The 17506-nt window shown below is 44.7% G+C and carries 22 protein-coding genes; 8 read left to right on the top strand and 14 right to left on the bottom strand.

Translation table 11 applies throughout. From position 1 onward, the window contains the following. Positions 1 to 133: 133 nt before the first annotated feature. Genes MHH79_RS15580 through MHH79_RS15590 form a run of 3 tightly spaced genes read left to right on the top strand, consistent with a single transcriptional unit; the run spans position 134 to position 2720 of the window. Positions 134 to 1138, top strand: coding sequence for an ABC transporter substrate-binding protein (locus tag MHH79_RS15580; RefSeq protein WP_100506417.1), 1005 nt, complete (start codon positions 134 to 136; stop codon positions 1136 to 1138). A gap of 12 nt (positions 1139 to 1150) precedes the next feature. Further along, positions 1151 to 1933, top strand: coding sequence for an ABC transporter ATP-binding protein (locus MHH79_RS15585; RefSeq protein WP_003229092.1), 783 nt, complete (start codon positions 1151 to 1153; stop codon positions 1931 to 1933). Beyond that, positions 1908 to 2720 carry an ABC transporter permease gene (locus MHH79_RS15590; RefSeq protein ID WP_014477740.1) on the top strand — a complete coding sequence of 271 codons (813 nt, stop codon included), beginning with the start codon at positions 1908 to 1910 and terminating at the stop codon, positions 2718 to 2720. Before MHH79_RS15585 ends, MHH79_RS15590 begins: the two co-directional genes overlap by 26 nt. 26 nt (positions 2721 to 2746) lie before the next feature. Here MHH79_RS15590 and ytkD read toward each other — a convergent pair whose 3' ends face one another. From ytkD to MHH79_RS15605, 3 genes are all read right to left on the bottom strand, one after another. Then, positions 2747 to 3223, bottom strand: coding sequence for an RNA deprotection pyrophosphohydrolase (gene ytkD / locus MHH79_RS15595; RefSeq protein WP_003229087.1), 477 nt, complete (start codon positions 3221 to 3223; stop codon positions 2747 to 2749). A 209-nt stretch (positions 3224 to 3432) separates the two neighbouring features. Next, complete coding sequence (locus tag MHH79_RS15600; protein WP_014477741.1) at positions 3433 to 3837, bottom strand: holin family protein; 405 nt, start codon at positions 3835 to 3837, stop codon at positions 3433 to 3435. Between the two features lie 165 nt (positions 3838 to 4002). Further along, positions 4003 to 4440: a Dps family protein gene (locus tag MHH79_RS15605; RefSeq protein ID WP_003229083.1), complete on the bottom strand. Its 438-nt coding sequence runs from the start codon at positions 4438 to 4440 to the stop codon at positions 4003 to 4005. A 128-nt stretch (positions 4441 to 4568) separates the two neighbouring features. Between MHH79_RS15605 and ytzI the strand changes: the two genes are divergently transcribed. Beyond that, the gene (gene ytzI, locus MHH79_RS15610; RefSeq protein ID WP_003229081.1) at positions 4569 to 4709 is read left to right on the top strand and encodes a YtzI protein; all 141 of its coding nucleotides are present in this window, start codon (positions 4569 to 4571) and stop codon (positions 4707 to 4709) included. Here ytzI and MHH79_RS15615 read toward each other — a convergent pair. Together MHH79_RS15615 and MHH79_RS15620 are read right to left on the bottom strand one after the other, a co-directional pair. Next, positions 4703 to 5140, bottom strand: a complete 438-nt coding sequence (locus MHH79_RS15615) for a FixH family protein (RefSeq protein ID WP_014480629.1) — start codon at positions 5138 to 5140, stop codon at positions 4703 to 4705. The genes ytzI and MHH79_RS15615 overlap by 7 nt on opposite strands. Before the next feature lie 119 nt (positions 5141 to 5259). Further along, entirely contained in the window at positions 5260 to 5733 is a 474-nt protein-coding gene (locus MHH79_RS15620) for an S-ribosylhomocysteine lyase (protein WP_003219361.1), read from the bottom strand. A 128-nt stretch (positions 5734 to 5861) separates the two neighbouring features. On the opposite strand from MHH79_RS15620, the gene yidD reads away from it, so the two are divergent. After that, positions 5862 to 6089, top strand: a complete 228-nt coding sequence (yidD, locus tag MHH79_RS15625; RefSeq protein ID WP_003229076.1) for a membrane protein insertion efficiency factor YidD — start codon at positions 5862 to 5864, stop codon at positions 6087 to 6089. On the opposite strand, the gene MHH79_RS15630 is transcribed toward yidD, so the two are convergent. Both MHH79_RS15630 and MHH79_RS15635 read right to left on the bottom strand, forming a co-directional pair. Continuing rightward, complete coding sequence (locus MHH79_RS15630; RefSeq protein ID WP_014477744.1) at positions 6086 to 6649, bottom strand: carbonic anhydrase; 564 nt, start codon at positions 6647 to 6649, stop codon at positions 6086 to 6088. The two genes, yidD and MHH79_RS15630, sit on opposite strands and share 4 nt — an antisense overlap. 93 nt (positions 6650 to 6742) lie before the next feature. Next, positions 6743 to 6991, bottom strand: coding sequence for a type B 50S ribosomal protein L31 (locus MHH79_RS15635; RefSeq protein ID WP_003219346.1), 249 nt, complete (start codon positions 6989 to 6991; stop codon positions 6743 to 6745). Between the two features lie 205 nt (positions 6992 to 7196). On the opposite strand from MHH79_RS15635, the gene MHH79_RS15640 reads away from it, so the two are divergent. The 3 genes from MHH79_RS15640 to MHH79_RS15650 are packed head-to-tail and all read left to right on the top strand — an operon-like array spanning position 7197 to position 9824. After that, positions 7197 to 8528, top strand: coding sequence for a cytochrome ubiquinol oxidase subunit I (locus MHH79_RS15640; protein WP_003229073.1), 1332 nt, complete (start codon positions 7197 to 7199; stop codon positions 8526 to 8528). Between the two features lie 43 nt (positions 8529 to 8571). Further along, the gene (locus MHH79_RS15645) at positions 8572 to 9612 is read left to right on the top strand and encodes a cytochrome d ubiquinol oxidase subunit II (RefSeq protein ID WP_038427858.1); all 1041 of its coding nucleotides are present in this window, start codon (positions 8572 to 8574) and stop codon (positions 9610 to 9612) included. 53 nt (positions 9613 to 9665) lie between these two features. Next, positions 9666 to 9824 (top strand): DUF1540 domain-containing protein, encoded by a 159-nt coding sequence (locus MHH79_RS15650; protein ID WP_003229069.1) that lies wholly within the window; start codon positions 9666 to 9668, stop codon positions 9822 to 9824. An 18-nt stretch (positions 9825 to 9842) separates the two neighbouring features. Here MHH79_RS15650 and mntD read toward each other — a convergent pair whose 3' ends face one another. The 7 genes from mntD to menB form a co-directional block, all read right to left on the bottom strand. Beyond that, positions 9843 to 10730 (bottom strand): manganese ABC transporter permease MntD, encoded by an 888-nt coding sequence (gene mntD / locus MHH79_RS15655; RefSeq protein ID WP_033884531.1) that lies wholly within the window; start codon positions 10728 to 10730, stop codon positions 9843 to 9845. Continuing rightward, positions 10720 to 12027, bottom strand: coding sequence for a manganese ABC transporter permease MntC (gene mntC / locus MHH79_RS15660; protein ID WP_015384446.1), 1308 nt, complete (start codon positions 12025 to 12027; stop codon positions 10720 to 10722). Before mntC ends, mntD begins: the two co-directional genes overlap by 11 nt. 5 nt (positions 12028 to 12032) lie before the next feature. Next, entirely contained in the window at positions 12033 to 12785 is a 753-nt protein-coding gene (mntB, locus tag MHH79_RS15665) for a manganese ABC transporter ATP-binding protein MntB (RefSeq protein ID WP_014480635.1), read from the bottom strand. A gap of 18 nt (positions 12786 to 12803) precedes the next feature. Further along, the gene (gene mntA, locus MHH79_RS15670) at positions 12804 to 13724 is read right to left on the bottom strand and encodes a manganese ABC transporter substrate-binding protein/adhesin MntA (protein ID WP_087614674.1); all 921 of its coding nucleotides are present in this window, start codon (positions 13722 to 13724) and stop codon (positions 12804 to 12806) included. 279 nt (positions 13725 to 14003) lie between these two features. Further along, complete coding sequence (gene menC / locus MHH79_RS15675) at positions 14004 to 15119, bottom strand: o-succinylbenzoate synthase (RefSeq protein ID WP_063335749.1); 1116 nt, start codon at positions 15117 to 15119, stop codon at positions 14004 to 14006. Then, positions 15116 to 16576 carry an o-succinylbenzoate--CoA ligase gene (locus MHH79_RS15680; protein WP_309530146.1) on the bottom strand — a complete coding sequence of 487 codons (1461 nt, stop codon included), beginning with the start codon at positions 16574 to 16576 and terminating at the stop codon, positions 15116 to 15118. Before MHH79_RS15680 ends, menC begins: the two co-directional genes overlap by 4 nt. 90 nt (positions 16577 to 16666) lie before the next feature. Then, positions 16667 to 17482 (bottom strand): 1,4-dihydroxy-2-naphthoyl-CoA synthase, encoded by an 816-nt coding sequence (gene menB, locus MHH79_RS15685; RefSeq protein WP_003229054.1) that lies wholly within the window; start codon positions 17480 to 17482, stop codon positions 16667 to 16669. Positions 17483 to 17506: the final 24 nt, after the last annotated feature.

Below are 17506 nucleotides of genomic sequence, written 5' to 3' on the forward strand. Positions count from 1 at the left end.
TTCTATATGCTTTCCTTACCCCAAAATTACATCCGGAGAACCTGATTAGGCATTCACACATTTTTATACCCATCATACGATATGTAAAGCAAAAAAGGATATTAACTTGATGCGAAATAAGGAGGTTGTCTATGTGAACAGATGGTTAAGGCTGGGCTTCGCCTGTGTCGGCAGTATCTTTCTGATGTTCGCCCTGGCGGCTTGCAAGCAGGAAGAAACGCTCACCAAAGTCAAAGTAGCTGAAGTGACCCATTCAATTTTTTACGCACCTTTATATGTTGCTGAGTCTAAAGGTTTTTTTAAGGAAGAAGGGCTTGATGTCGATGTGAATACGACCTGGGGCGGAGACAAAACGATGACATCGCTTCTTTCCAACGGCTCCGACATCGCGCTTGTCGGGTCAGAAACATCTATTTATGTCGAAGCGCAAGGGGCTAAAGATCCCGTCATTAATTTCGCCCAGCTGACTCAGACAGACGGAACGTTTCTTGTCGCGAGAGAAGATGTTGAACACTTCAACTGGGATCAGCTGAAAGGAAAAACGTTTCTCGGCCAGCGAAAAGGCGGCATGCCGCAAATGGTCGGCGAGTATGTGCTGAACAAACATAAGATTGACCCGCATAAGGATATAGACCTCATCCAGAACATAGACTTCGCCAATATTGCCAATGCGTTTGCTTCTGGAACCGGTGAGTATGTACAGCTCTTTGAACCGCAGGCTTCTCTCTTTGAGAAAAAAGGCATCGGCCATATCGTGGCTTCATTCGGAGAAGAATCAGGAGAGGTTCCTTATACGACTTTTATGGCGAAACAAAGCTATTTGAAGAAAAATGAAGACACAGCCGTCAAGTTTACAAAAGCCATTTATAAGGCGCAGCAGTGGGTTGAAAATCATTCTGCGAAGGACATCACAGATGCCATTAAAGATGAATTTGATGATACCGACCCAGACGTCATCGAAACCTCCATTGAACGCTATAAAAAACAGCATTCATATTCGCCAGACCCTCTGCTTAACGAAAAAGAATGGGAGCTTCTCCAAACCATTATGGATCAATCGGGAGAACTGCCGAAGCACATTCCATACAATCAGCTTGTAAATAAAGAAATTGCTGAAAAAGTCACCTCGGAGAAATAGGAGGCGCCATCTATGTCTTTCTTACATGTCGACCATGTAACCCATACTTATTTTTCTATTAAAGAAAAAACAACGGCTGTGCGGGATATTCATTTCGATGCCGAAAAAGGTGATTTCATCTCATTTCTCGGCCCAAGCGGCTGCGGAAAAACAACACTGCTTTCCATTATTGCCGGTTTGATTGAGCCATCAGAAGGCAGAGTTCTGATTGAAGGCCGTGAGCCGAATCAAAAAGAACATAATATTGGCTATATGCTTCAGCAGGATTACTTATTTCCCTGGAAATCTATCGAGGAAAATGTGCTTCTCGGTTTAAAAATCGCCGACACGCTGACAGAAGAAAGCAAAGCCGCTGCACTCGGTCTATTGCCGGAGTTCGGCCTCATAGATGTGGAGAAAAAATATCCGAAAGAGCTGTCAGGCGGGATGCGCCAGCGGGCTGCGCTTGCAAGAACACTTGCGCCTAACCCTAGTCTGCTTTTGCTGGATGAGCCATTTTCCGCGCTTGATTTTCAGACAAAGCTGTCTTTGGAAAACCTGGTATTCCGCACATTAAAGGAATACCAAAAAACAGCAGTGCTTGTCACTCATGATATAGGGGAAGCGATAGCGATGAGCGATACGATCTTTTTATTTTCAAATCAGCCGGGCACCATCCATCAGATTTTTACCATTCCTAAGGAATTGGCCGCGATGTTGCCTTTTGACGCCCGTCAGGAACCTTCCTTCCAGACACTGTTTCAAACGATATGGAAGGAGCTGAATTCTCTTGAGAAACAGCAAAGAAACCATTGATCTGCTTCACGAGCAGTATCAATTCAAACAGAAAAAGGAAAAGTGGAAGGTCCATTCCTTTCAGCTTGCCATATTTATTCTCTTTTTCTCGGGCTGGGAAACCTCCAGCAGGCAGGGCTGGATCGATCCGCTGATCTTCAGCTCTCCCTCAGCTGTGTGGCGATTATTGCTGGAGAAACTTGGTGACGGTTCTTTACTGTCACACATCGGCGTCACTTTATTTGAAACGGTGCTTGGCTTTTTGCTTGGGACGTTTATGGGCACGTGTCTCGCCGCTTTGTTATGGTGGTCTAACCGACTTGCCAGAATTTTAGATCCGTATCTTGTGATTTTGAACGCAATGCCGAAAGTGGCCCTGGGCCCGATCCTGATTGTCGCGCTCGGTCCCAGTTTTATCAGCATCATTGCGATGGGAGCCATCATCAGCGTCATTATCACAACCATCGTTGTCTACACCGCCTTCCAAGAGGTCGACGAAAACTATACGAAAGTCATGAAAACATTCGGCGCAAAAAAGTGGGTTATTTTTAAAGAAGTCATACTGCCTGCATCCTCCCCCGCAATTATTTCAACACTAAAAGTGAACGTCGGTTTATCATGGGTTGGCGTCATTGTAGGGGAATTCCTCGTTTCGAAGGTCGGATTAGGATATATGATTATTTACGGATTCCAAGTCTTCAATTTTACACTCGTCTTCTTAAGCCTGCTGATCATCGCCATCTTCGCCACTCTGATGTATCAGGGCGTCGAGCTGCTGGAAAAGAAATGGACGAAGGGGAGGACATAAAAAACCCGGCATATATGCCGGGTTTTTTATTCAATCCATCCAGATTCTTTCAGTTTTTTCAAGCTGATCGGAAGTACGGAATCCTTCATAATAAAGCTGAATTTTTTATTGCGGGAAAGGTTCTCCGGAAGCTCGTGAAACAAAACCGGGCCTTTCGTTTCAAAGTAATCAGCCTGCTTTTCAAGCTTTTCTATATCTGCAAAATATATATTTTTTACAATCACTTTTTCTTTTCCGAGAACTTTATACTGTCCGAGATACTTGAGGCTTTTGACTCTCGCGCCCGTCTCTTCCTTTACTTCCCGGAGCGCAGCCTCTTCTGCGCACTCCATCGGCTCTACTTTCCCGCCTGGAAACTCATAGCCTCTGTCCTCATGTTCTGTTAAAAGCCATTTGCCGCCAAAACGGCAAATCACCCAGACATGCTTCGGGCTGTCCGAGAAAGGCTGATCGTCAAAGGAAAGCTGAACAGTATTCTGATAATAATCTTTAAACTCGTACATGTTTATCCCTCAAATCCGTTCCTAGCTATCTTCCATACATCATACCACAGTTACGTTTCTTCGGAAGCCTTTTATCAAAAAATAAGGGAAACCCAGCACGCCGTCAGGTTCTGCATGCAGACTAGCTCGTACAGTTTTTTTGCAATAGCTTTTGCCGAAAAGTGCGACCGACGCTCTGGGCTTTATTATGACCCGCGAACAGGGAAAAGTTACGGTTTGCGCTTAAATTTATTTTTTAACGTTTCTAAAAGATCGACAAGCATCTGAGGAACCGGTATGCCAAGAGAGCTGGCTGTCACAACAATTTGCACAGATTCATAAAGAATATAAAACATAATAGCCAAGTCACGAATTGATCCCTCTGTATTCAGCAGCTGATCAAAAAAGTGGCATACAGAGATCAGAGCCAGCGTGACTAATTTTTTGACAAGCCGGGCAAATACCTTTATAAATGACAGTTTATGAATAATGGTTTCCTTCAAAGTCGTACTGATAAATTCAATTGCCATAAGAGAGAGCAAAATCAGAAATGAATACTGAAAACCTCCAAAGAAAAAACCCGCTGCTGAAACGCTGACTGCTAAAAACGAAAAGATGCCAAAGTCTCTATCCATTTATCCCAACATCCTTTCACAGAAACGGCCTTACGATATTCTATGGAAAACAAGCCGAACGGATTGGATTTTTCAGAAAAATGGACTGGTTGTCGCCTATTTTTCAGATACAAAAAGAAAAGCCGGACGTCTTTTTTAAGACATCCGGCCGTTCTATTTTTGGACTTAACCTAGGTAAGCTTTTAGCATCCAGTTATGTTTTTCAATATTTTGATGGATCGCAAGAAGCATGTCCCCTGTTGTTTCGTCACCGACTTCATCAGCTAAATCCATGCCGTTTTTCAGCTCTTCCGCGATGACTGTGAAATCATCATATACGCTTTGAACCATTTGTTCAGCTGTTTCATTTCCAGCCGCTTCTTTGACAGAAGCCGTTTCTAAGGATTCCTTCATTGTTGCAATCGGTTTTCCGTTCAGCGCCAAAAGACGTTCTGCTAAGTCATCAATATAAGTTGCCGTTTCGTTGTACAGCTCCTCAAACTTTTCATGAAGCGTGAAGAAATCTTTTCCTTTCACATACCAGTGATAATTATGTAGTTTCACATACATGACCGTCCAGTTGGCTACTTGTTTGTTCACTGCTTGAATCAATTGTTCTGACATGGTATCTCCTCCTTGTTATATGACTATGTATACCCTTAATATCGTACGCTAAAACCTCTTTTTTACCCTTATCTGTCACGATTTCTACTATTATGCTACAATTGTTAAAAAACGGGAGGTGGAATGTCATGACGCTTCTCATTACGATAAGTATTTTGATTGTGCTGGCTGTTTTGCTTGTAACCATTTGGACGACTGTAAAAGCCTATAATGTAAAGCATACCATTGATCCGCCACAAGAAAATCACTCTGATTCACACAATCAATGATGATGTGAATGCTCCTCTTCTGACTGATTGCTGGCAGCATCGGCGTCTCCGACTTGGACTTTTAAGGTCGGCATGCTATGCTGTTTTTTTGCTGTGACATGGGATTGGACAGTGTATACACCATCTTCCTTAAACGTCGTTTCCAATCGGTATACGCCTTTTTCTTGTTTCGCCTTAAACATTTGGCTTGCGTCTTTTTCCCCTTCTTTCCATACTTCAAACTCTACTTCATCGGCATCCGTCACAGCTTCATCACCATATGATACGGCTGCTTCATAAGCAGCGCTTTCTCCGGGATTTACTTTTTCAGGCCCGGTCAGCTTGACATCCAAAACCTCGGGCGTCTCAGCTGTATTTGCTTTGCTTTCACCAGATCCGCATCCGTTAAGCAAAAAAGCAGAAAAAAGCAGAACAACCAACATCTTTTTCATGCCATCACCCTTTCATCGTTTACCTAAATAGTAGCAAACGCTTACAGCAAATGGTACACAAAATATGAGACGTCACAAAAAAGACCTTTTTGCTTATGCGCAAAAAGGTCCTTTTTATTTTAGCCAAATACTTTTAGCAATTCTTCTTTATCCTGTGAAAGCCAGAAACGCATTAAACGTTTAGCGCCTTCCAGATCATGAAGCTTCGCTTGGCCGCACTGCTTTTCATTCGCAGCTGGTATTTCTGTAATCTCTACCGCTTCCTTCATTGTGTCTTCAAGCAGATCAACGATTTCCGCTGATGTCGGCTCTCCGCTCACAACTAGATAATAGCCTGTCTGGCAGCCCATTGGAGAAATATCAATGATATCAAAATGATCGTATTTCTCAGCGTGAGAACGAATCGTAAACGCGAGCAAATGCTCGAGTGTGTGAATGGTGTCAGGCTTCATCGCCTGTTTATTTGGCTGGCAAAAACGAATGTCAAATTTATTTACAACGCCGTCTGTTCCTACTTTATGCACGCCGCAATGTCTTACATATGGAGCAACAACCGCATTATGATCAAGCTCAAAACTTTCTACTGAAGGCATAATGGCACTCTCCCCTTTTTTTAAAATGTAATTTCATTATAACATACTTTTCCGATAAGAATTATTGATTAACTTTTCAATCTGTGTTTTTTTTCTTATACTTGCATCAGAAAGGTTGCTGAAGAAACATGAAAACCCTATTCATCGCTCTGATCAGAGGATATCAAAAATTCATCTCGCCCCTGACACCGCCAACATGCCGCTTTTATCCGACCTGTTCCCAATATGGAATCGAAGCGATTAAAACGCATGGCGCTTTAAAAGGCGGATGGCTGACAATCAAACGGATTTTGAAATGCCACCCGTTCCATCCGGGAGGAGTCGATCCCGTTCCTGAAAAGAAACAAAAACATTAATTGTTATAACCGTTTACGATAAGATCCAGTTTTCCGGTTTTAGGATCAATGACTAAGCCATGGACCGGAACGTTTTCAGGGAACAGCGGGTGATGTTTAATAACGTCTACGCTGTCTTTCACACTCGCTTCCACTGAATCAAAACTTTTAAACCATTGATCAAAGTCTACACCGGAGTACTTTATTGTTTCGATGCGTTCTTCCGGAATCCCTCTTGCTTTGATTTTTTCAAGCATGCTTTTGCTGCTGATTTTGCTCATGCCGCAATCGTGATGCCCGATCACACACACCTCATCTGCATTCAGCTCGTACACTGCGACGAGTAAACTTCTCATGATGCTTCCGAATGGGTGTGTCACAAGCGCACCGGCACTTTTAATGATTTTCACATCACCGTTTCGCAAATTCATCGCATGCGGCAGCAGTTCAACCAGACGAGTGTCCATGCAAGAAAGAATCGCCATTTTTTTATCTGGAAATTTTGATGTTTGATACTTTTCATACTCTCTTTGTTCAGTAAATGTCTTGTTAAATTCAAGAATATCATTTAGAAGACTCATGTTCGTTGTCCCTTTCTATTCTTTTTACTCTTCAATATATCACAACCCTTGTTTATTCGTCATAATAAAAAAAGACAAACCCTCTGGTCTGCCTTATTTCCCCATGTTATAGCGTTTTTTGAACTGCTCAACTCGTCCGCCTTTTTCATTGAATTTCTGGCGGCCTGTATAAAACGGATGCGTGTCAGAACTTACCTCTACTTTAATGACAGGATATGTGTTGCCGTCTTCCCACTCTGCTGTTTCATTAGATGTTTTAGTAGAGGTGCTGAGAAAACGGTAGCCGCTGTTGACATCCTGAAATATCACTTTGTGGTTCTTCGGATGAATTCCTTCTTTCATGTGAATCTCCTTTCAATAAATCGTAATAATTACGTTTTATTTTATAACCTTACAAACGTTTTGTCAATCTTCTTATATCCTTCCCTCTGTTTTCGCATCGTAAACCTCATGGCATTTAAGAATAGGAAGAATAATCTAACCGAGGAAGCAAATAATAAACCCAAAATACATACAGAACGTCTTTTTAGAAAGGTGGTTTACGATTGTGGATGATTTAGTTTTGGCCAGAAGCCTCTTTGGCACGACAATGGGCTTTCATATCATTTTCGCAACGCTTGGAGTCGGTCTCCCGCTCATGATTTTAGTGGCGGAATTGATCTATCAAAAAACGAAAGATGACCATTATGCGATCATGGCGAAAAGATGGACGAAAGCACAAGCCGTTTTGCTGGGGGTCGCCATACCGACCGGAACGATCGCGGGCACTCAGCTCGCGCTTTTATGGCCGGGATTTATGGAAGTCATCGGCCGGGTGATGTCCCTGCCATTTCAAATTGAAATCTATGCTTTTTTTGTTGAAGCCCTTTTCATGTCGATTTATGTATACGCTGCAGACCGTTTGTCACCTGCAATGAGGATTGTTGCTGTTTTCTTTGTGTTAGTCGGGGCAGCAGCATCCGCTGTTCTGATTACGAATGTTCACGCTTTTGAAGGAACGCCCGCCGGTTTTAAAATTTTAAACGGAAAAATTACAGATGTTGACCCGTGGGCTGCGTTTTTTAATCCTAGCTTTTTTATCACTGCCGGCCATGTCGTACTGTCCGCGTTTATGACCGGTGCGTTTATCGTGGCTTCTGTTGCGGCGTATAAAATGATCCGGACGAGGAAAAAGGAAAAGGTCTATCGCTTTCACCGGAAAGCCCTTTTGCTCGCACTGACGATCGGCGGTATTTTTTCATTGCTGACCGCTTTGAACGGACACGAATCTGCACAGATGCTGTACGAATACCAGCCCGAAAAATTAGCCGGTGCGGAAGGCCTGTTTGAAACAAGATCCCATGCCCCGCTCGCTATCGGCGGTTTTACCGACCCGAATGAAGAAAAAGTAAAATGGGCAATCGAGATTCCATGGGCTTTAAGCTTTTTGGCAGCGAACCGTTTTGACACTGTTGTAAAAGGATTAAATGCATTTCCGAGAGATGAATGGCCGCCGCTTTTCATTCACACGCTGTTTAATGCGATGGTCGGTGTAGGCATGCTGCTTATTCTTTATTCCATTATCGGTGTGGTCTGGAGAAAGGTGCTCAAGAAAGACCGTTTCCCAACGTGGCTTTTGGTCATTTTCATGACAGCAGGCCCTTTTAGTCTCATCGGCATTGAATTCGGCTGGATTTTCGCATGTACGGGGAGGCAGCCTTGGGTCATCTATCATCTGCTGAAAACGTCAGATGTCGTAACAACGACTGGCTCGATCGGGGTGCTGTTCTTATTTTTCACATTTGTTTATGCCGTGTTAGGCGCAGCTGTCGTCTACGTGCTGCTGTATTATTTCCGCAAGCACCCGGTTGACGAAGATTTAAATACAGCGGAGTCGTAATGGCTCCGCAAACAGGAAACCAAATGGAAGGAAGATCGTACAAATGGAGATTTCAACTGACGCTCTGATCGCCATCTCAATTATCTGGGGCTTTGTGTTTATTTACGCCGTCATGGCGACAATGGATTTTGGAGCGGGATTTTGGTCTATGATCTATTTAAACAAGGAGCATATGAAGGCCACCGATATTGCAAATCGCTTTTTGTCCCCGACTTGGGAGGTCACAAACGTCTTTATTGTGGCCATCGTCGTGGCGCTTTTCAGTTTTTTCCCTGGCGCGACATTTGTGCTCGGCACCGTTTTATTAATTCCCGGAAGCATGATTTTGCTGCTTTTAGCGATTCGAAGCGGATTTCTCGTTTTTTCAAATACAGCAAAGGAGCGGAAAACGCTAAGATATATTTCCGGCATCTCCGGCTTTATCATTCCTGCTATTTTAATTTTGGTGCTTCCTGTGACACACGGAGGGTTTATAGAAAAAACGGATGGAATCTATAACTTAAATATGTCTAAAATCTTTTCAAGCCCAAACGCCTATTCATTTATCGGGTTTGCGATTTTAAGCACCTTATTTTTGTCCTCCCTGCTGCTTGCAGACTTTTCAAATGTGGCAGAGGAACAGGATGCGTACCGAGCCTACAGAAAAAGCGCCCTGATTACCGGCCCGATTTCACTGTTGTTTGCTGTATGCATTATGGTGACGATGCGGAATGAAGCAAACTGGCTGTACAGCGGAATGCTGAATGATTTTACTTGGATTATTGCATCGTTCATTACATTTGTCATTGCTGGAATCGCTCTTTTTCTGCCTAATAAGAGCTTTGGGCAAAACATCGGAAAACCGCGGCTTGCACTTGTTGCGATTGGGATACAGTATTTTCTCGCAAGCTACGCGTACGGGCGGGCGCATCTTCCGTATATGATTTATCCCGATGTGACAGTCATGTCAGGCTTCACAGAGCCAGCAACGTTCAGAGCGCTGTTTGCAACGTATATCGTTGCATTTATCATTCTATTTCCGGGCTTCTTTTTCTTCTGGAAAATGTTTATGCGAGATAAACGCTATATCCGCCAGGAGGAATAGAGGACAAGCCAGCCGGCTATACTAATCCAGAACCTTTATAAGGAGGGGATGGCATGGAGCAGAAAATTCTATGTGAGGTCAACAACTGTTCTTATTGGGGCAAAGGTAACAAATGCACCGCTGATGCCATTTATGTTGTCAGCCATACTGGTGAAACGGCTGAAAACAGCCGGGAAACAGACTGCAAAACGTTTAAGCCGCATGATTTATAATTAAAAGAAAGAGCTGCATCAGCCAGCTCTTTCTTTTTGCATGTTGAGTGTTCTCAGCTTTTTAGTTATGACCCCGTTTGCAGGTGAAAACAAAAAGGCGCTTGCATAACATACACCTGTCATGGCCGCCATCGCTCCTGAAATCGAAACATTAAGCCACGTTGCGAAGAAATAGCCCATGACGGCCGACAGCCCGCCAATCAACGCGCTGAGAATCAGCATATAAAGAAGCCGGTCTGTCAGCAAATGTGCCGCAGCAGGCGGAACAATCAGCATGGCCACAACCAATACGGCACCCACCGAATCAAAGGAAGCAACAGTCGTCAGGGACAGCATGCCCATTTGCACGTAATGAATGAGCAAAACCGGTATTCCCAAGGCTAAAGCCATTTGAGGATCAAACGAAGCGATTTTAAACTCCTTATAGCACACACTGATCAACACTACGTTTAAAACCAGAACAGATGCCAGCATCCAAAACGCTTTCGGCCCAATATCAACCCCGAATACCGTCACCGTATTCCACGGCACAAAAGCGATTTCTCCCATTAGCGAGTGCTCAATATCGAGATGGACATTCGCTCCATACACAGAAAGCAAAATAACCCCGATTGCAAATAAAGATGTAAACACAACGCCTATGGCAGCATCTGATTGAACCCCCTTGCTATGAAGAAGCTGAACCAAGAAAGCCGTTAATAGACCGGTTGCGGCTGCGCCGATAAACATAGAAATCCCGTCGAGACTTCCCGTCACTAGAAAAGCGCCCACAATGCCAAGCAACACTGTATGACTGATTGCGTCGGCCAGCATCGCCATGCTTCTCAGCACAAGAAATGTGCCGATCAATCCGCAGCTTACACCGACTAATACACCGGTAGCTATAATCCATGCTTCAAAACTCATTTGCGATCTGTCCCTTCTCGGCATCATGAGACGCTTTTCGACGCTCAGGCATCCGTCCATACAGCTTTAAGAGTGAATAAAGCCGCTCTCTCGTTTCTCTCGGTAAACGGTCCGGGTCAAAGTAGTCCTGATCGGATTCTATATTGGCAAGTTCCATTTCATGCATGAGATACACTTCATACATCCGCTGCTTCAAAGCTGTGTGATAGCCTTTTTCTACCCCTTTGCTTGTGATTTGCCAAATCCCATTTTCGATACGCTCAATGCACCTCTCTTGTTCCAAGTCATTTAATGCCTTAAGGCATAATGAAGGGGATAGGCGTCTTTTCTTTCTTACACTTTCAACATTTACACAAAGATTATTCTTTTCATACTGTTCATAAATTGCCAAAAGCACTTGCTCCCTGCTTGTTCTGCGACGCAGCCTCATCAGCCTTATGGCTTTAGCAGCCAATCCCCGCTTAGGCGCGCAAATCATTGAAAAAAGAAAGAGCAGCGTTGCAGATAAGATCATTAATGGCCCTGTCGCCATTCCCTTCATCGTGGTGCTAAGCAGGGTTCCGGCCACTCCGCTGACCCCGCCTGTAATCCCGGCAATGACGATCATCCCGGTTAATCGTTCGGTCCAATATCTCGCAGCTATGGCAGGTGTAATCAGCATAGCCGCCATTAATATCACACCAACAGTCTGAAGCCCAATGACGACACAACAGACAATCAGACAAGCCAAAAGCCCGTTTAAAAAACGCACCGGGATTCCTAATCCCTTTGCAAACGCCAGATCAAAAGTAATCAATGTAAATTCCTTAAAGAAAACAATACAAAGGAGCAGTAGAACAGCGGATATTCCTGCTATAAGGATGATATCCTGCCTGACCAATGAAGCAGCCTGGCCGAATAAAAAAGAATCAAGCCCGCTTTGGCTTCCCGCCCCCTGTTGCTGAATATATGTCAGCAGAATGATCCCGACGCCAAAAAACACAGAAAGAACAATCCCGATCGCCGAGTCCTCCTTTGTTTTTGAAAGCCGCGGAATCAGCTGAATACAAAACGTTCCGAGCAGTCCGGCGAGCGCCGCACCCAGTAAAAAGAAAGGCAGTGATTTTTGCCCGGTGAACAGAAAAGCGAGACACACTCCCGGCAGAGCTGAATGGGCCATCGCATCGCCGATTAAACTTTGCTTTCTCAGCAGCACAAAGCTGCCCAAAACACCGCTTGCCGTCCCGAGCAAAAGCGTACCGGCCAGCACCCACTGTGTATTCGGATGCTGGAGCTGCAGCCACAAACTTTCAAACATTGCGCTCACTCCTTATGTCCTTCTGCCAGCACTTTATCTTTTAAAAACGTAAGCCTTCCTCCATATGTTTTTTGCAGGTTTTCGATCGTAAAAACGTTTTCCGCCGGTCCGAAAGCGATTTTTCTTAAATGAAGCAGTAAGATCCAATCGAAATAATCCTCGGCGGTCTGCAGATCATGATGGACGACAAGCACGGTTTTTCCTTTTTCTTTGAGTTCTGCCAACAGCGTCATAATCGCGCGCTCCGTCGCTGCATCGACACCTGCAAACGGTTCATCCATAAAATAAATGTCAGCGTTCTGGCAGAGTGCCCGGGCAAGAAACACTCGCTGCTGCTGGCCGCCTGACAGCTGGCTGATCTGCCTCTTCGCATAATCAAGCATCCCGACTTTTGCTAATGCGGCCTTCGCCATCTCCACATCCGCTTTCTTTGGCCTCTTTAATAAACCGATTCTCCCGTATCTTCCCATTAGGACGACATCGAGCGCACTTGTGGGGAAATCCCAGTCAACCGAGCCGCGCTGCGGAACATATCCGATTCTGGTCCGCTGATCCTTATAGTCTTTGCCGTAAATAGAGATGTCTCCGGAAGCTCGGGGCACAAGACCGAGAATCGTTTTGATCAAGGTTGATTTTCCTGCGCCGTTTGGGCCGATAATGCCAATAAGTTTTCCTTCCGGCACCTGCAGCGAAATGTCCTGCAGTACAGGCTTTTTATGATAAGCAACCGTCACATTATCAAGCTCAACAGGGAACATATCCTTCACCTCTTTTCTTTATTTAAGCGCTTTACTAATCGTGTTGATATTGTGGCGGAACATTCCTTCGTATGTGCCTTCTTTTGTGCCCTTTTCACCCATGGCATCCGAATAAAGCTGACCGCCGATTGTGACTGTATGGCCTTTTTCTTTAGCGCCTTCCACCACTGCATTGATTGATTTTTCAGATACACTGCTTTCTACGAACACAGCTTTTATTTGTTTGTCTGTCAGAAGATCAACCAGCTCCTGAACATCCCTTAATCCATAGTCCGAATCTGTGCTGAGTCCCTGCAGGCCTTTTACCTTAAATCCATACTCATTCCCAAAGTACGCAAACGCATCATGAGCAGTCACAAGCACACGGCTTTTCTCCGGAATATGTGCGATCTCCTTACGCGACCACTTATCTAAATATTGCAAATCTTCTTTGTACTCTTTGGCATTTTTCCGAAAGGCATCTGCGTGCTGAGGCATTGCTTTGCTGAATTGCGCTTCAATTTCATCCACCGCATAGATCCATAACGGAATGCTGAACCAAACGTGGGGATCAAACGTCTTGCCTTCCCCCGCGGGAATAAGCTTATTTTTCGGAATGGCCTCAGCTACTGCCGCCGATTGTTTTTGTTCGCCGATTTTTTGAAGGACATCCTCCATTTTCCCTTCCAAATGCAACCCGCTGTACAGAACAACATCGGCAGACATTAATTTTTTCGTGTCACCTTGGGAAGCTTTGTAAAGGTGCGGATCAACCCCCGGTCCCATTAAAGAGGTGACTTTTACATGCTTACCTCCGATGTTTTCTGCTGCATCGGCAATTTGAGATGTTGTCGCTGTCACTTGTAATTGCTGATCAGCGCTTTTTCCGGCTGAATCCGTTCCGCATCCCGTTAAAGCAAAGGTCGCAAAAAGTACTGCTGCCATCAGCCCTCGTCTCATATTTCTCCTCCTCTTTGCCATCAATGTCCGATTGTTTTATCTTATGTTGTCAGTTCTTAGACATGTGACATTAAATTAGCCAAAAGCATGTTTTATTTACACGGGACAAAAAGTTTCCTTTGTGCAAAATTATCGCGTTTGGCCATTTTTGTCAAGCTAATTTACATAAAAAAACCGGCTGGGTCAGCAGCCGGTCCAAACGAGAAGGGATGTATTCAACGAACACTTTTACTGTAACAGCACAGTGTCATTTATTCAAAATAGCAAAATGCTTTTTTCTTAACCATGCTGTGTGAAAACATCCATTTTGGTCACATATTTTCGCATAATGTCTTGGTTTACCTCAACCCCTAAACCAGGCTGTTTTGACACAGAAATAAATCCATTATCAATACGAATATCAGGAGTTACAATATCTTCATCCCAATAGCGTGAGGATGAAGATATATCGCCAGGTATTGTGAATTGAGGCAGTGAAGCAAGCGCCACGTTCTGCGCTCTTGATATACCTGTTTCCAGCATTCCGCCGCACCAAACCTGCATATGATGCTCTTTGCATAAATCATGAATTTTTAAGGCTTCTGTTAAGCCGCCGACACGAGAAGGTTTTATATTAATAATTTTGCAGCTTCCTAGCTCAATCGCCCGTCTCGCATCATCAACTGAACAAATGCTCTCATCAAGGCAAATAGCCGTTTTCAAATGTTTCTGCAGGTGGCGGTGGTCAACGATATCGTCGGATTGAAGGGGCTGCTCAATCATCATTAAATGGTAGTCATCAAGCTCCTTTAAACGGCTGATATCCTTCAATTCGTAGGAGGAATTGGCATCGGCCATAAGCGGAATATTTGGGAATCGGCTGCGGATGGCCTTGACCAATTCCACATCCTGCCCAGGCTGAATTTTAATTTTTATTCTTTGATAACCTTCTTTTTGATAGCTCTCAATTTCCTTCAGCATATCGTCAAGAGGCGCCAGGCCGACTACCACCCCGGCAGGGATTTTATCTCTTGTTCCGCCCAATGCCTCAGCAAGGGATACGCCCTTCTTTTTGGCATAGATATCCCATACAGCCGATTCAAGTCCCGCTTTTGCCATACGGTTTCCTTTATAACGCGCCAGGCTGTCCGGCACTTCTGAAGGGTGATTGAATTCACGGCCGACGACATTTGGGATAAAAAAATCTTTTAGCATATGCAAACATGTTCCAATGGTTTCCTCGGTGTACCAAGGCGAAGAGAAAGCAGAAACCTCTCCCCAGCCTGTGACACCTGATGTATCAATGGCTTCCACGATCAGAAATTTACGCTCTTGAAGCGTTTCGATACTGTTTTTAAACGGTTTCTTTAAATTCATGCTCAAATGGTAAAGCGTGATTTTTTCTATTTCGATCATAGCAGTTCTCCTTTACGCGCATCCTTCAGCTGATTTCGCAAGAGCTTATTAGACGCATTGCGCGGCAGGCGGTCAAGCACAAAGAATTTTGCCGGAATTTTATACTTCGCCAAGCGTTCTTTGCAGTAGGCAGTCAATTCTTCTGCGCTCACAGGCTTGTGAAGGACAAGATAGGCGTGAGGCACTTTCCCCCATTTTTTGTCCTCAGCCCCTGAAACCCCGGCTTCGGCCACAGCGGGGTGTGAAAGCAGCACTGACTCCACTTCGGCCGGATAAATGTTTTCTCCGCCGGATATGATCAGATCTGAACGTCTGTCTAATACATATAAAAAGCCTTCGCTGTCCAAATAACCAAGATCACCTGTTTTCAGCCAGCCATTTTGAAAGGAGGCTTCGTTTGCGCTTTCCCGGTTAAAATAGCTTTTCATGACATTCGGGCCTTTGACCATGATTTCACCGTGTACAAACGGTTCACATACCTGTCCGTCCCGCTCTATTTTGATTTCACATGAAAACAGCGGTTTCCCCGCAGATCCGAGCTTTTCCATACTGAATTCCGGTGACAGGGTAACAATTTGTGAGCATGTTTCTGTCATTCCATATGACTGAAAGACAGGGAATCCTTTCTCACGGCATTCCTCAAGCAATGGCAGCGGTGCAGGGCCGCCGCCGAGAAGAATGCATCTGATGGATTCAGGGCAGCGGCTTGTTTCTTCCAAAAGACTGGCTAGCATTGTCTGCACCGCAGAGATCATTGTCACTTCATGCCTGTTGATAGAATCCAGCACATCACTTACGGAAAAACGCTGGTGAAGCACGACAGTCATTCCATAGATCACAGATTTGAATAATGCGGACAAGCCGCTGATATGAAAGAGCGGCAATGCGATAAGCCAGCGGTCTTGTTCTGTTATACCCAAATTAAGCGCGGACGACACCGCACTGAAATAGTGGTTTCCGAACGTTTGCTGAACTCCCTTGGGCTTTCCTGTCGTACCCGACGTATACATCAGCGTTGCCGTTGCATCCATTTGCATATAATCCTGGATCTCAATTTCCTCTGCTGCTTCTTTCATCAGTTCATCCACATCAATCGTTTGAACGATGTGTTCATACTCTTTCTTGTCAAAGCTTGAATCTGTCAGTAAAAAGCCGGATCCGGAATCCTCCAGCTGAAACAGCCTTTCATGTGTTGACAGCTTCGTATTCAAAAGCACCGCCTTAACACCAAGCAAAAAACAAGCGTGAACGGCGTATACCATTTCTGCACGGTTTTGGAGCAAAATAGCCGCAGTATCGCCTTTCCGAACCGAATGAGCGGCAAGCTGTGCCGCCATTCGGTTAGACGCGGCAAATAATTCTGCAAATGTCACGGTTTGGTCTCTATAGATGAGAGCGATTCTCTCAGGTGTCAGCTGTGCCCGCTGCATGAGCCAGTTGGGCTGTTCTGTCAGCATGTCATCATCTCCGAGGTAAAATGTCTGTATTGAAAAGAAAACAGCTTGGACCGCAAAGTCTCAAGCTGTTGGTTTACTAAGTATTGCTGATCACGGGAAACGAGGGAACTGTCCGAAATCAGGTTTGCGTTTTTCCTTAAAGGAATCACGGCCTTCTTTTGCTTCATCTGTTGTGTAGTAAAGAAGGGTAGCATCCCCTGCAAACTGCTGAATTCCAGCAAGTCCGTCTGTGTCCGCGTTAAACGCAGCTTTAAGAAAGCGCAGTGCGGTCGGGCTTTTTTCAAGCATTTCTTCACACCATTTAATCGTTTCTTCTTCAAGCTGTTCCAAAGGAACGACTGTGTTGACAAGACCCATGTCCAGTGCTTCCTGTGCGTTGTACTGTCGGCATAGGTACCAGATTTCACGTGCTTTTTTATGTCCTACAATTCGAGCCAGGTAGCCAGAACCGTAACCTGCATCGAAGCTTCCCACTTTAGGGCCTGTTTGTCCGAAAATTGCGTTGTCCGCAGCAATTGTCAAGTCACATACGATGTGAAGCACATGGCCTCCGCCGATCGCATATCCGGACACCATCGCGACAACCGGTTTCGGGATGACGCGGATTAAACGCTGAAGATCCAATACGTTAAGACGCGGGATCTGGTCGTCTCCTACATATCCACCGTGGCCCCGCACTTTTTGGTCTCCGCCAGAACAAAATGCTTTGTCCCCTGCACCGGCAAGCACGATAACCCCAACGTTTTGGTCGTCTCTTGCGTCAGCAAACGCATCAATCATTTCAGCAACCGTTTTAGGGGTAAACGCATTATGTACCTCAGGTCGGTTGATTGTTATTTTTGCAATGCCATTATACGTTTCATACAATATCTCATCGTATGTCCGTTTTGTTTTCCATTCAGCCATATGATGACCTCCTTTTATTCTCTA

This window comes from Bacillus sp. FSL K6-0993, assembly GCF_037977205.1.
Classification (GTDB): domain Bacteria; phylum Bacillota; class Bacilli; order Bacillales; family Bacillaceae; genus Bacillus; species Bacillus subtilis.

Bases quoted from the DNA above. Each gene is read 5' to 3' on its own strand.
- MHH79_RS15600 (WP_014477741.1), bottom strand. From the start codon at position 3,837: ATGGATAGAGACTTTGGCATCTTTTCGTTTTTAGCAGTCAGCGTTTCA.
- mntB (WP_014480635.1), bottom strand. From the start codon at position 12,785: ATGTTCCCTGTTGAGCTTGATAATGTGACGGTTGCTTATCATAAAAAG.
- mntC (WP_015384446.1), bottom strand. From the start codon at position 12,027: ATGTTTGAAAGTTTGTGGCTGCAGCTCCAGCATCCGAATACACAGTGG.
- MHH79_RS15585 (WP_003229092.1), top strand. From the start codon at position 1,151: ATGTCTTTCTTACATGTCGACCATGTAACCCATACTTATTTTTCTATT.
- yidD (WP_003229076.1), top strand. From the start codon at position 5,862: ATGAAAACCCTATTCATCGCTCTGATCAGAGGATATCAAAAATTCATC.
- MHH79_RS15605 (WP_003229083.1), bottom strand. From the start codon at position 4,440: ATGTCAGAACAATTGATTCAAGCAGTGAACAAACAAGTAGCCAACTGG.
- ytkD (WP_003229087.1), bottom strand. From the start codon at position 3,223: ATGTACGAGTTTAAAGATTATTATCAGAATACTGTTCAGCTTTCCTTT.
- menB (WP_003229054.1), bottom strand. From the start codon at position 17,482: ATGGCTGAATGGAAAACAAAACGGACATACGATGAGATATTGTATGAA.
- MHH79_RS15645 (WP_038427858.1), top strand. From the start codon at position 8,572: ATGGAGATTTCAACTGACGCTCTGATCGCCATCTCAATTATCTGGGGC.
- MHH79_RS15650 (WP_003229069.1), top strand. From the start codon at position 9,666: ATGGAGCAGAAAATTCTATGTGAGGTCAACAACTGTTCTTATTGGGGC.
- MHH79_RS15630 (WP_014477744.1), bottom strand. From the start codon at position 6,649: ATGAGTCTTCTAAATGATATTCTTGAATTTAACAAGACATTTACTGAA.
- menC (WP_063335749.1), bottom strand. From the start codon at position 15,119: ATGATCGAAATAGAAAAAATCACGCTTTACCATTTGAGCATGAATTTA.
- mntD (WP_033884531.1), bottom strand. From the start codon at position 10,730: ATGAGTTTTGAAGCATGGATTATAGCTACCGGTGTATTAGTCGGTGTA.
- MHH79_RS15635 (WP_003219346.1), bottom strand. From the start codon at position 6,991: ATGAAAGAAGGAATTCATCCGAAGAACCACAAAGTGATATTTCAGGAT.
- MHH79_RS15615 (WP_014480629.1), bottom strand. From the start codon at position 5,140: ATGAAAAAGATGTTGGTTGTTCTGCTTTTTTCTGCTTTTTTGCTTAAC.
- mntA (WP_087614674.1), bottom strand. From the start codon at position 13,724: ATGAGACGAGGGCTGATGGCAGCAGTACTTTTTGCGACCTTTGCTTTA.
- MHH79_RS15620 (WP_003219361.1), bottom strand. From the start codon at position 5,733: ATGCCTTCAGTAGAAAGTTTTGAGCTTGATCATAATGCGGTTGTTGCT.
- ytzI (WP_003229081.1), top strand. From the start codon at position 4,569: ATGACGCTTCTCATTACGATAAGTATTTTGATTGTGCTGGCTGTTTTG.
- MHH79_RS15680 (WP_309530146.1), bottom strand. From the start codon at position 16,576: ATGCTGACAGAACAGCCCAACTGGCTCATGCAGCGGGCACAGCTGACA.